The following is a 12,513-nucleotide window of genomic DNA, read 5'->3' as shown; positions in this document are numbered from 1 at the left end:
CTACCGGCTGAACACCAGTGTGTTGGAGGGAATGAACAACAAGATCAAGGTGATCAAGCGGGTGGCCTACGGCTACCGGGATAACGACTACTTCTTTCTGAAGATAAAAGCAGCATTTCCCGGTAAAGCGCGATGAACCTTAAAAAAGACTTCAAAAAAATAACGAAATTGCCCATCCCGGATATTGTCGAGGTGGGCCGTATTATCTCTAAGCTGCAGCGTGATGAGCCATTGGAAGACAAGCATGTCGACCACGCTCTGACCGGCAACTGGCATGGTTTCAGGGATTGCCACATCAAGCCAGACCTGGTTTTGATCTACAGAGTTGATAACGGCACGCTGCAGCTGGCCAGGATCGGCAGCCACAGTGAGCTTTTTTAGAGAAATCCCGCCAAGAAAAGGAATTTCCATTAACTCCAAGGAAAGGAGCCGAGATGAAAAACATCATCATTTGCTCAGACGGAACCTGGCAATCGCCGGAATCCGACACATCCACCCACGTTCTGCGCCTGGCTGAGGGCATGGCCCCGGAGGATGCGGCCGGTAATAAGCAGGTGGTGTTTTACGACTGGGGTGTGGGTTCGGAGGGGGACAAGTTCTCCGGCGGTATTACCGGCAAGGGCATCGACAAGAACATTCAGGATTGCTACCGCTTTGTGGTGCATGTGAGCGTGCGGCGGGAGGATGATTCGGTGCCGTATAAGAGCCCTGGGTTGGGGGAGTTGGTTGGGCGTTTGGGGTGGGGTGGTGTGAGTTTGGTTGGTACGGATTAAAGATTTTTTTGCCACGGAAGGACACGGAAGAAAAGAACTGAAAGCCTCATGGCCACGGACACTCACGGACGCTCACGGACAAAGAAAAAAACATTTTTTAGTTTTTCGTCCGTGTGGGTCTGTGAGTGTCCGTGGCCAAAAAGGAATTTCCATTAACTCCAGGAGGATGCGTGGCATGACTATTTCGCCTGAGAAAGTCTGGTTTGATGAGGATAACCTTTGGGTTCTGTTGTCAGATGGCCGAACGGTGGGTGCGCCTCTTGTTTGGTTTCCCCGTTTGTTGAACGCTGATAGTGCCAGCCGCAAAGACTTTGAGCTGAGTGTTCATGGTATTCACTGGGATGCCCTGGATGAAGACATCAGCGTGCATGGGCTGTTGGCTGGGTGGGGGGATCAGGCTCACCCAAAGCGTGAGAGTGTGGCTTAGTTTGTGCGTCAAGCTGGCTTTGTGGATTCCGGGGCAAAAAATTTTCACTCCAAGGAACAGTAGGCCCAGTTTCGGTTGAGCCGTTATGTTTTTCTATCGGCTCATATTTCATGCTAAGGTGAGCCGATAGGTTTCTTCTAATGGCTCATTCGATGTATACATGGCAACTGGACAACTGGCCCGCTTACAGCTTTGATCAGAAATCTGCAGAGCTCTGGACGAGTAAGGCTCTTGCGGCGTCTCATAAGATTCTTGGGGCGATGGCGGTTGTGCCGGAAAGCCTTGGTAGCGAAGCGAAGTTGGACCTTCTGGTCAGCGCTGCGATCGAAACCAGTGCGATTGAGGGCGAATCGCTTAATCGCGAGGATGTGCGCAACTCCATCAAGAATCATTTTTTGAGCCCCAATGAGAAGATAGCGGTACATGACCCGGTAGCGGCAGGTATCTCCGCTCTGATTCTTGAAGTGATAGACCTTTACGAAGAACCATTAACAGCGGAACGCCTGCACCACTGGAATGAACTGGTGCTTCCGGCGCACAATTCTGGCCCGTTTCTGGGCCAGGCCGGCATGGCGGGGCAGTGGCGTACCCATCCAGATGCCATGCAGATAGTCTCTGGCCCTGTTCACAATCCGACGATTCACTTCGAGGCCCCGCCTTCTGTGCGTGTGCCCGAGGAAATGCAGCGGTTCCTGGATTGGTTTGAGGATGGCTCCCGCGCCTTACCTGGTGTGGCGCGTGCGGCGATTGCTCATCTGTGGTTTGAAACGATTCACCCCTATGAAGACGGTAATGGCCGGGTGGGGCGGGCTGTTGCGGATGTGGCTGTGTGCCAGATGCTGGGGCAGCCGCTGATGATGAGCCTGGCGACGGTGTTAAGTCGGCATCGGAAGGCTTATTACCAGCAGCTTAACAAGGCGTCGAAAGATACGCTGGATGTGTCGCCATGGGTAAATTGGTTTGGCGAGCGGGTTGTTGAGGCGTTGGATGGTACGTTTGATGTTATTCAGTACGTGGTGAAAAAGGCCCGCTTCTGGGGCGGGCTCGACACTGAATCGCTGAATGACCGACAACTTAAGCTGATTCGCAGGATGCTGGGCCAGGATGCGCCGAGCTTTGAAAATGGGATCAATGCGGCGAAATATCAGAACTTAACGCGTTGCTCCAAAGCCACTGCTACCCGGGATCTCCAACACCTGGTTGCGGAGGGCGTGCTGGCGCCCATTTATAGCAAAGGGCGCTATGCTCGGTATAAGCTGGATTTGTGATTAGTTGGGTTAAAGATTTTTTTTGCCACGGACACTCACGGACGCTCACGGACAAGTGATTTCACGGACAGAAATTAGAGGTTGTTATGCTCAGGGATGAGGAGCTGACTTATCGCATTCGCGGTGCTGTTTATGAAGTTAATAAGGTACTGGGGCCTGGGTTTCTGGAGGCGGTGTACCAGAATTCGTTAGCCTATGAGTTGCGCCAGCGCGGGCTGGAGGTGCAAGTCGAGGTACCGGTAGTTGTTAACTACAAGGGCCAGCCCGTTGGCGAGCATCGCCTGGATCTTTTGGTTAACCGTGCGATTGTCTTAGAACTGAAAGCCCAGCTAAGGCTGCCATTGTCAGCCGAGCCGCAGCTGATTAATTACCTGAAGGCCACCGGCCACAGAACCGGCTTGCTAATAAACTTCACCTTTCCCAAAGCCACAATCAAAAGAATCGTACTATAGGCTGTGTTACCAGTGACCGCTCTTTTCGTCCGTGAGCGTCCGTGAGTGTCCGTGGCCAAAAACAGGAATCCTCCCAAGCTATGAATAAAGTACTGGCAGCCTACAAAGAACACACCCCCAACCCCAAAAACCCCGCTGAAAGAGTCTCCTTCGGCACGTCCGGCCACCGCGGCACGTCGCTGAACCGCAGCTTCAACCGCTACCACATCCTGGCCATTACCCAGGCGGTCGTGGACTGGCGGAATAAGCAGGGCATTACCGGGCCAATGTACGTGGGCAAGGACACCCACGGCCTGTCTGGCCCGGCGATGGATTCGGTGTTGGAGGTGTTGGCGGGTAACAGTGTGGTTACGCGGGTGGATGCTGCCGGGGGCTTTACGCCCACGCCGCTGGTGTCCCATGCCATTCTGGTGCACAACGCCGATAAGCCGGCGGCGCTGGCGGATGGGTTGATTATTACGCCGTCTCACAATCCCCCGGAGGATGGCGGGATTAAGTACAACGGCCCGGACGGCGGCCCGGCGGGTACCGATGCTACGGGTTGGATTGAGCAACGCGCGAACGAATTGCTGGAAGCCGGATTGGCGGGCGTGAAAACCTCCCCGCGCCGGCAGGCGGTGGTGGCGGCCGAGCCCTGGGATTTTGTGCAGGAATACGTGCAGCGGCTGGGGCAGGTGGTGGATATGAACGCCATTGCCAGCAGCGGCCTGAAGCTGGGCGTAGACCCCATGGGCGGCGCGGCGCTGGCGGTTTGGGATGCGGTGGCGGCGCACTATGGCCTGGACCTGGAAGTGGTCAACCGCAACCAGGACCCGGATTTCGCCTTCATGCCCCCGGACCACGACGGCAAGATTCGCATGGATTGCTCCAGCACTGCGGCTATGGCCAATCTGCTGAACATCAAAGACCGCTTCGACCTGGCCTTCGGTAATGACCCGGACGCCGACCGCCACGGCATTGTCGACGCTGCCGGCCTGATGAACCCAAACCATTACCTGGCGGTGTGCATCGATTACCTGCTCAGCCACCGGCCGCAGTGGGGCGCGGGGCTGAAGGTGGGTAAAACCCTGGTGTCGTCGTCCATGATCGACCGCGTGGTAGCCGGGCAGGGCCGGGCGCTGTACGAAGTGCCCGTGGGCTTCAAATGGTTTGTGGAAGGCCTGCACACCGGCGAGTTGGTGTTCGGCGGCGAAGAAAGCGCCGGCGCGAGTTTTCTGACCTTTGATGGCAAGCCCTGGAGCACCGACAAAGACGGCATTATTTTGTGCCTGCTGGCGGCGGAGATTCGCGCCAAGACCGGTAAGTTGCCCAGTGAGTATTATGCGCAGCTGACGGAGAAATACGGCGCGCCGGTGTATCGCCGTAAAGACTTCCCTGCAACGGCTGAGCAGAAGCAAAAGCTGAAAACCCTGAAGCCGGAGGACTTGCCGTTTGCTGAACTGGCTGGGGACCCGATTATGGAGGCTGTGACTACGGCGCCGGGTAATGGCGCGGCGATTGGTGGGTTGAAGGTGACGACCCGTAATGGGTGGTTTGCGGCGCGGCCTAGTGGGACTGAGGCTCTCTGCAAGATTTATGGGGAGAGTTTTTTGGGGGAGGGGCATTTGGAGGCGATTTTGGTGCAAGCCGAGACTTTGCTAGGAGTGAGAGGGGTCTGACCCCGGTGGGGTCAGACCCCTTTGCCGGGCCCCTTTGCCGACTTTCGGGTCAGAATCTCTGACCATCTCTTTGGTAAAATAACGTTAAACCCCTCCGGGTATGTAACGTAAGGTTAACACCTCCGTTATACTGTCTACTTTGTGCTCATAGCACAGAGTTTGTTTAGCAGCTAAGGTGGCCCCCTGCTTAGTGGCATTATTGAATTAACGAGAGACCTACACATGGAAGCGGCTAGTTCCGTCGGCCTTATGGCTGGCTTTTTTTCTTATCTCTCACTGTTTTTCCTGCGCCCTATTGCTTGCAGGGTGCACTTGCTGGACACCCCAGACCACCGAAAACTCCACAAGGGTTCGGTGCCGCTGATTGGTGGCTTGAGTGCTTTTGTAGGCGTGAGCGTGGCCTGGATGATTGGCATGCCGCTGATCAGTGGCCATGGGCTGTTCCTGATTTGCGCCGCGCTGCTGGTGATTGTGGGTGCGGTGGATGACGCGCGAGATCTTCCTGCAAAATTCCGCCTGGGTGTGCAGGTTCTTTTGGGTGCTGTGCTGACTTTTGGCTCTGGTACCTCGCTGGTAACCTTCGGCAATTTGCTGGGCTTTGGGCCCATTGAACTGGGTATTCTCGGGCCTTTGGTGACCATTGCCGCGGTAATTGGTGCCACCAACGCCTTTAACATGGTGGATGGCATCGACGGCCTGGCTGGTAGCCTGTCGCTGGTGGCGCTGGGCTCTTTGGCGTTGTTGTTCAGCACGTCCTCCGGTTTGGTGGCTGAGCTGGCGTTGGCGGTAGGCATTAGCTGCGCTCTGGTGCCTTATCTGATGGCTAACCTGCGCATTCCCCCCTTCCGCAACCGCATTTTCATGGGCGATGCGGGCTCTATGTTCATCGGCTTTGCCGTGGTGTGGCTGCTGGTAAACGCCACCCAGCCCGGCGAAATGGCCATGCGCCCGGTAACCGCCCTGTGGATTATCGCCATCCCCCTGATGGACATGGTCGCCATCATGGTACGCCGCGCCCGCAAAGGGCAGTCGGTAATGAAACCAGACCGTGACCACCTGCACCACATCTTCATGCGCGCCGGATTCTCCGACCGCGAAGCCCTGCTGATGATCACCATAGTGGCCATGCTGTTCGCCAGCGTTGGACTGCTTGGTGAGCTCTTCCACCTGCCCGAGTGGCTGATGTTTACGGCGTTTGTTGGACTGTTCGCGCTGTATGACTGGTCGCTTAGCCATGTTTGGCGGTTGTTGGTGGTGGTTCGGAAGAAGGTTAGTCACCACTAAGTTCTCTTGTAACTAAAAATCTATAAAGCCAATTATCCATGACGACTGTTGCTCTTGCCTTTATTCACGTTTTAACACTGTCTGTTTCCGCTTTTCTGTTTGGTAAATACTCCGGCCGCGATGTAGAAACGAAATATTACTTGTCCGTTTCTGCTCAGCTGGTGCTGGTGCTGCTTCTGGTTGGCTGGGCAATCGCCGAACTCAGCGTTTTTATCAATTTCGGTAATTTGCTCCGGGCTCTGGGCGCCTTTGTTATGGTCGCGGTTTCCGGCTACATGGTGTTGTTGATCCGAGACATGATTTATTTCTTCTGCCGGCCAGGAAGCGAGCGCTCAGCCTTTTCGGCCGGTGTGGAGATTGTGGTCGCCGCCATCATTGCTATTAACACGGTTCCTTTTATAGAGGAAAGTATTGTCCAGGGTGTTCTGCGTTTGGTGGTGTTTGTTCTGGCCTTTGGTGTGTTGAGCTATCTGTTTGAGGGTGTTCGAAAGGCTATTCGCCAGCGTGTTTCCGAGCGACAGAATGAAATCTGGGTTACTCGAAGCTGGCAGATTGTGGCGGTCATTTTTATGTTGGTGGCTTTGCTCATCGTAACCGGTACGATGCGGCCCGCGTTGGGGGTGTTGGAGGAGTCTGTTGGCGCAGGGGCTGCCGGTGTGCTGAGGTACCTCGGGCTTTTGCTTTTTGGAGCCAATGCGCTGTTTTACGACAAGTATTTTTGGTAATTGTTTAGCCTATGAAATTGATGATTCTAGGAGCGATTGCTCTCGCCGCTGCGTTCTTTGTGCTCGCCAGGAAATTGCAGGTGTTGAATAAAGATGGCCTGAGGGTCTATCTGGTGTTGATGGTCGCCGGCGTGTTGGTTGCGCTGAGCTATGGCCCGCCACGTTATGTTCTGCTGGAGAGATCGCTGGGCGATTATATGCTGGACGGGGAGGTGGTTGAGGGGTACCAGGGGTGGGAGCTTAATCGCTTACTACCGCTGGAAAGCATGGCGACACAGGTTTTGTATTTGCCAGAGACCGATTCTTCTGTTGCTCTGCAGCAGGCAGGCCTTGCGGCACTTCCTGCATTTCCGGGTGTCTCCGGGGGTATTTTATCCAGGTATCTCTGGTCGATTCTGGTAGGCCTGTTTTTTGTGTCTGTTTTTGTTGTGAGGATGGTAAGCCGGTACTTGCATGCCCGGGACAGTCTTCAGGTGGCTCGGCAAAAAGGAACCGTGAGCGCTTACCAGGAGTTTATAAACAACCATGATCAGGGCTGGATGAGGCCACACTTCGCGCTGCGGGCAGCACGTAAAGAAAAGCACGCAGTCTATGACCGGTATATTCGGCGCTTGGTTGTGCTGGATGGTGTAAACGAGCGCAATGTGGCTGAGTTGCAGATGCAGTTGGCTACAGATCAGCACAATTCCGATACCCTCAAAGACCTTAAAGCACGTTTAGCTGGCCGTGAGAGTTATTCAGCGCTTCTTCGCGTTTTGGTGTCGGCGCTCGAGCATGGGCGGGATGTTAAGGCGTTTGAGCTACCGTACCGCTTTGAAAGACTGCCCGGGATATATTTACAGGGTTTCAAGGAGTTATATAGCGATCCCAAAAGTCTTTTTGAGGCTAAGAGCCGGAAAATAGCGGGTAACTGGCAAAGGCTAGCAGGCAAGTTTCAGTTGCCGGCTTTGGGGGTATTGGAGCGGGAGTTATCCGGGGAGATAGCGGCATTTCGCGAGGCTCTGAATCAACAGGCGCGGGATGCGCTTATGACGTCTCTGGAAAACTGGATAAAAACCCATCTGCAGCCGGAAATCGCCGCTGACCCAAACCAGGTTTTGCTGCTGAAGACCGTCGCTTTTGGCTATATTTTTGACGAAGCCGCAATGAAGTTGCCTTTGTCCGGTGGGCATCCTTCTTATGAGCGTAAATATGAGAAGGCTGTCCACAGATTTATTCTGGAAGCATTGAGCCGGTTCATTCCGGATGAGCGCGACGACAGCAATAAATTATCGATTTTTCAGGCCTTCGCGCCGGCTTCAAGTCAAAATAAGATTGAGCTCAGTCTGGCGTATGCAGGCTATATTAATAGTGGTGGCTTCGTGCCTTGCAGTGCCCGTTTCCGTTTTATGGAGGGAGGGAGCGTGAATGTTGAGAGGTTTGGCTATTGCGGTGCCACTGCTGATGCCGGAGTTCTTAACGAAGCCGCACTTTTTGATGCCTTGTCGGTTACTACGTCAGCGTTTAAGGCCCCTGCTGCCCCTAAACCTGCACGAGGTCCAGAGCTACCGAGCGGCGATGATGTGTCTCGAATCCGGAAAGTCCTGCGAGAGCTTGATGATCTGGTTAGTGAATATGCCAAGGAAATGACAAAGGAAGAGTTCAAGGCGTTGGTGTATGAGCAATTGCCGGAGGAGGTTGAGTTTGCCGCCGAGACCATGCTTTTTATTGTGGATTTCCAAATGAACTCCATGGCCGAGAATGGTGTAGAAGTAGCAACATCTTTGCTGGAGTGGCTGCTGACTGAAGGGGATGACGAATGATGCTCCGAAAACCGTTCGTTGTACTGACTTTAATCGTGCCTTTGATCTGGCCCCTGCAGGTACTTGCAGGTTGGGGTGGGCAGGTTGGCGGTTGGCTGACGAATCTGCCGGTAGTGGATGCGATCGGCGAAAAGATTATTGAAAACCGGATTGCTTTTGTTGGCGGAGGGGCTGTACCAAGCCCTATAGTGAAGGGCCAAATTCGTGCTGACCTTGGGAGCAGGGCGAATATTCGCAATGTGCCGGGCACAAATGGAAGCAGTACTGTGATTGAGCAGCTTAACCCTGGCGACTCCTTTGTCATTCTGGGGCAGGAAAAGGGTATTCCGTGGTACTCCATTCAGCTGAGTTCTGGCCGGCGAGGGTTCGTGCACCAGAATCTGGTAGTTGTGAATCGCTAACTCCTTGAAATTCGTCTTAGTCTTTAATGCCGGCCTTCGCCGGCATTTTGCGTTCAGGGCTCACCTTTACGCCCGGTAGCTGAATTTCCCTCATAACTAGCGTAGAATTGCTCCGTTTATTAACAGTATTCTGTGTGCATGGATCGGCCTCCGCCTGCGGTGGCCTGAATGCTTATTGCCTGACTACGCTGATTTGGGTTGGTGGGGCGGTAGCGTGCCCAAGACTAATATACTAATACAACTACGGCAGTTGAGACCGATGACTAAGAGTATAGATAGTAGAAGAACTGATGGTGACGAAATGAGCTTGGTAGATCTGGCGACGACTTTTATACGCCGGCGTCGGATCTTTTACGCAACGTTTTTCGTCATAATTACATTGGCTCTTATTTATGCTCTGATGGCACCCGCCAAGTACGAGTATATAAGCTTGGTTCAGCTGGCAAAAGACGGAAAAGGTGGTTACCTCGAAGCCCCCAGCTCTGTGGTGGCAACCGTAGAGAACCGATGGGTACCGGAACAAGTCGCCAACTTTGCTGAAAGAAACCAGCGAGACCTACCTTTTCGAGTGCAGGCTGGCAATCCAAAGGACACTAACCTGATCCGTCTGATTACAGAAACTACTGAAGAACAGCGTGAACTGGTTAATGAAATCCACGCCAACCTGATCGCCGATGTAATAGATCGTCAGCAGCAGCTAATTGAAGCTGCCCGTAATACGCTTGATAAACGTATTGCCTCACAAGACACTTTAGTAGAAGCACTACAGGCAATGGAAGGGAGTGAAAGCGCTGGATCTGCTCTTGTTCTAGCCTTACAAGAGCAGGCGGAACTTGAGAACGATAGAGAGGCAATGAAGCCTGCTGAAGTACTGGTTACTAGCCGAAAAAGCACCGGTAGTACAGGCCCAGCGAAAGCTCTGATTGTGACATTGGGCGGACTTCTCGGTCTTCTGGCCGGCTTGTCTCTGGCCTTTATTTCAGAATTTATCGCATTGGTGCGCATCAGATTGAGCGATATGCAAGAAGAATAAGATAAAGCACTGGAAAATCCCATAAAAGTCAGCTCTTCTGGAGCTCTCCATCATTTCCCAGGCCACGCAACTCTATACCAGAAAAATATCTATATCGTTAAACGGTTGAACGAAAGCAGGCCTCTCGCGAGCCTCTTCGTTTCTCTGCTGCTAAATATATCAAGTAAAATAAATCCCTTTGTGCGGCAATACATTCTTGCTCGCAACGGCAAGGGGGTCAAGATTATGTATAAATCTAAAAAATTAGTTCGCGTACGTTGAAAGTAACTCCACGCGTTCGTTACTCAGCGCATAAAGTCAATTCTAATAGAAAGTAAGTATCTTGGTCTATAAAGCAAAAGTTCTGTTTAATAATAAATTTGTCCGCAATGTTTTTATAGTCGCATCTGGAACAATTGGAGCGCAGGCTATTACTATGGCTTTTGCTCCGGTCATTACTCGTCTTTACGGTCCCGAAGCATTTGGGCTCCTGGGTACCTTTATGGCGGTATTAGGTGTACTGACACCGGTAGCCGCATTAACCTATCCAGTTGCCATAGTGCTAGCCAAATCAAATGAAGAAGCGAAGAAGATAGGCCAGATTAGTGCTGGGGTTGCTGTTGCTGTTGCCACAATCTCAGCTTTAATAATACTCTTTTGGGCTGACTGGCTAGCCAAAGTATTGAGTTTGGAATCGGTGGCCGATTTCCTATGGCTAGTTCCATTGGCGATGCTATTTTCAGCAATTCAACAAATCTTCACACAGTGGTTGATACGGAAAGAACAGTTCAGAATCACTGCCCGAATGGCAATATTTCAGGCCTTGATCATGAATTCGGCTAAAGCGGGTGTGGGTTGGTTTCACCCCGTAGGTGCAACATTAATTATTATTGCGTCGATAGGCCAAGCTTTTCATGCCTTTTTACTGTGGGTTGGTGCTCGAAGATCAGAAACTGAACCTTCTCAGAATGAATGTAATGCGGAAACTCCATTCGAATTGGCTAAACGTTATCGTGACTTTCCGCTGTATCGTTCTCCCCAAGTTTTAATCAACGCAATATCAATAAACGCACCAACTCTTTTTCTCGCTTCAGCCATAGGCCCCGCCTCTGCGGGCTATTACGCTATAACTAGATCAGTGTTAGCCTTGCCATCCATGTTGTTGAGTAACTCTGTAAAGGACGTACTCTATCCTAAAGTGGTAGAAGCACTTGGTAGCGGAAGGTCAATATCTGGGATTCTAATAAAAGCAACGATTGGCCTATCGGTTGTAGGAGCTATCCCCCTTGTTCTGGTTGTTGTATTTGGGCCCTACTTGTTTGGATTAGTGTTTGGAGAAGGTTGGGAGGTTTCCGGCCATTATGGTAGATGGTTGGCTTTGTTTATGTATTTTAACTTGCTTAACTCGCCATCAGTCGCAATTGTTCCGGCTTTGCGATTGGAGCGTTGGGCATTATGGCACAGTGTATTTAGTGCAGGGATGAGAATAGCCGGCTTGTTTATTGGTTATTATATTTTCAGGGATGGCGTTGCAGCTGTGGCAGTATTTTCTGTTTTAGGTTCCGTTTGCTATTTATGTCTTGTAATTAGGGTTTGGGTAGCTTCCAAAAATGTATATCAGAGAGTTTAATAAATCCGTCCTAGAGTGATCTTTCTGGCTTTCAAAGGTAAGCTGGCTAAATCAAAATTTTTCTTTCTCCTGTCTGATCCTCCTTAGAAGTTTATAGGTTTGGAAGTGGGTGGCTTCTAAGTTATTAAAAAATTAAGGTAGAATTGAGTGTATACTAAGTTCGAAAAATTATTAATCCTTGTAAAAATTAAAGCCTCAATTCCTTTGGGTTTTCTTCGCGAGACCTATGAGGCAAGAAACGGAGCTATCCTCTCATATTACTTTGACCGAAAAGCCAATGCAGGGGATTTGATTGGGCCATATTTGATCGAGAAGATAATCGGAAAGAGGGTTGCTAACTGTAGGTCAAGAATCCCCAATCATCTCCTTGCAGTTGGGAGTATTATGCATGAAGCTAATGCGCGAAGTTTTATATGGGGCGCGGGATGTTTAGGTGAGAGCTACATATCGGATAGTGTATCTTCCGATAAGATTTTTGCTCTCCGCGGAAAAAAAACTCTTGCAGCCTTAGAAGCTAAGTTCGGAAAAAAGTTAGAAATGGTACCTCTTGGGGATCCGGCAGTTCTAATGCCACAACTATTTCAGCCAGAAGTTAAACCGGAGTTTGAAGTCGGAATAATTCCCCATTATTGGCATTACGATAAAGTGAAGGCTGTTGTAGGCGAAGAGGAGGGCGTTCATGTTATAGACATACGATGTACCCCTGAGGAGCTTGTGCTTCACATATTGAGGTGTGAATCTATTTTGTCGACGTCGCTTCATGGATTGATTCTCGCAGATAGCTACAATGTGCCCAACAAATGGCTTGAGGATGCTACCAGCCCGCTATTAGGTGGTAGATTCAAATTTCATGATTATTACTCCACAACATCTAATCCCTGTGAGCTCCCTTTTGTTCTAGAAAGCTCTGATGATATTTTTGAGGCTTTGGAAAGAGCAAATAGTATGATTAGTGTGAAAGGTTTCGCGGAGTGTAAATTGGATTTGAAGCAGTCGTTATTAAACGCTTTTGGCTTCATGAACTGATGGCAATCTTGGCACAACAATTCGGAAACTAGCTTTTCCCTAAAGGGCAGTAAGG

14 protein-coding genes are annotated in these 12,513 nt (G+C 51.2%); all 14 read left to right on the top strand.

Annotated features, from left to right (window positions below; genetic code table 11):
• On the top strand, positions 1-136 hold a 136-nt coding region (locus tag H3Z84_RS07230), incomplete at its 5' end, for a transposase (RefSeq protein WP_199456077.1).
• The gene (locus H3Z84_RS07225) at positions 133-381 is read left to right on the top strand and encodes a type II toxin-antitoxin system YafQ family toxin (protein ID WP_199457002.1); all 249 of its coding nucleotides are present in this window, start codon (positions 133-135) and stop codon (positions 379-381) included. The genes H3Z84_RS07230 and H3Z84_RS07225, both read left to right, overlap by 4 nt.
• Positions 382-434: 53 nt before the next feature.
• The gene (locus H3Z84_RS07220; RefSeq protein ID WP_199457001.1) at positions 435-773 is read left to right on the top strand and encodes a T6SS phospholipase effector Tle1-like catalytic domain-containing protein; all 339 of its coding nucleotides are present in this window, start codon (positions 435-437) and stop codon (positions 771-773) included.
• Between the two features lie 175 nt (positions 774-948).
• On the top strand, positions 949-1,200 hold the full coding sequence (locus H3Z84_RS07215) for a DUF2442 domain-containing protein (RefSeq protein ID WP_199457000.1): 252 nt from the start codon (positions 949-951) through the stop codon (positions 1,198-1,200).
• A 140-nt stretch (positions 1,201-1,340) separates the two neighbouring features.
• Positions 1,341-2,468 carry a Fic family protein gene (locus H3Z84_RS07210; protein ID WP_199456999.1) on the top strand — a complete coding sequence of 376 codons (1,128 nt, stop codon included), beginning with the start codon at positions 1,341-1,343 and terminating at the stop codon, positions 2,466-2,468.
• An 86-nt stretch (positions 2,469-2,554) separates the two neighbouring features.
• Positions 2,555-2,920 (top strand): GxxExxY protein, encoded by a 366-nt coding sequence (locus H3Z84_RS07205; protein WP_199456998.1) that lies wholly within the window; start codon positions 2,555-2,557, stop codon positions 2,918-2,920.
• 41 nt (positions 2,921-2,961) lie between these two features.
• Positions 2,962-4,578, top strand: a complete 1,617-nt coding sequence (gene pgm / locus H3Z84_RS07200) for a phosphoglucomutase (alpha-D-glucose-1,6-bisphosphate-dependent) (RefSeq protein WP_323126960.1) — start codon at positions 2,962-2,964, stop codon at positions 4,576-4,578.
• A 222-nt stretch (positions 4,579-4,800) separates the two neighbouring features.
• The gene (gene wecA, locus H3Z84_RS07195) at positions 4,801-5,862 is read left to right on the top strand and encodes a UDP-N-acetylglucosamine--undecaprenyl-phosphate N-acetylglucosaminephosphotransferase (RefSeq protein WP_323126959.1); all 1,062 of its coding nucleotides are present in this window, start codon (positions 4,801-4,803) and stop codon (positions 5,860-5,862) included.
• A gap of 38 nt (positions 5,863-5,900) precedes the next feature.
• The gene (locus H3Z84_RS07190; protein ID WP_199456996.1) at positions 5,901-6,587 is read left to right on the top strand and encodes a hypothetical protein; all 687 of its coding nucleotides are present in this window, start codon (positions 5,901-5,903) and stop codon (positions 6,585-6,587) included.
• An 11-nt stretch (positions 6,588-6,598) separates the two neighbouring features.
• The gene (locus tag H3Z84_RS07185) at positions 6,599-8,389 is read left to right on the top strand and encodes a hypothetical protein (protein WP_199456995.1); all 1,791 of its coding nucleotides are present in this window, start codon (positions 6,599-6,601) and stop codon (positions 8,387-8,389) included.
• Entirely contained in the window at positions 8,386-8,790 is a 405-nt protein-coding gene (locus H3Z84_RS07180; RefSeq protein WP_199456994.1) for an SH3 domain-containing protein, read from the top strand. The genes H3Z84_RS07185 and H3Z84_RS07180 overlap by 4 nt, the downstream gene beginning before the upstream one ends.
• Before the next feature lie 301 nt (positions 8,791-9,091).
• The gene (locus tag H3Z84_RS07175) at positions 9,092-9,823 is read left to right on the top strand and encodes a lipopolysaccharide biosynthesis protein (protein ID WP_199456993.1); all 732 of its coding nucleotides are present in this window, start codon (positions 9,092-9,094) and stop codon (positions 9,821-9,823) included.
• 322 nt (positions 9,824-10,145) lie between these two features.
• Positions 10,146-11,432: a lipopolysaccharide biosynthesis protein gene (locus H3Z84_RS07170; RefSeq protein WP_199456992.1), complete on the top strand. Its 1,287-nt coding sequence runs from the start codon at positions 10,146-10,148 to the stop codon at positions 11,430-11,432.
• A 147-nt stretch (positions 11,433-11,579) separates the two neighbouring features.
• A complete protein-coding gene (locus H3Z84_RS07165; RefSeq protein WP_199456991.1) occupies positions 11,580-12,458 on the top strand; it encodes a polysaccharide pyruvyl transferase family protein in 879 nt (292 codons plus the stop codon).
• Positions 12,459-12,513 lie beyond the last annotated feature (55 nt).

This window comes from Marinobacter sp. bablab_jr003 (genome assembly GCF_016464245.1).
Lineage (GTDB): Bacteria > Pseudomonadota > Gammaproteobacteria > Pseudomonadales > Oleiphilaceae > Marinobacter > Marinobacter vinifirmus.
This window is presented reverse-complemented; position numbering and strand designations above follow the sequence as displayed.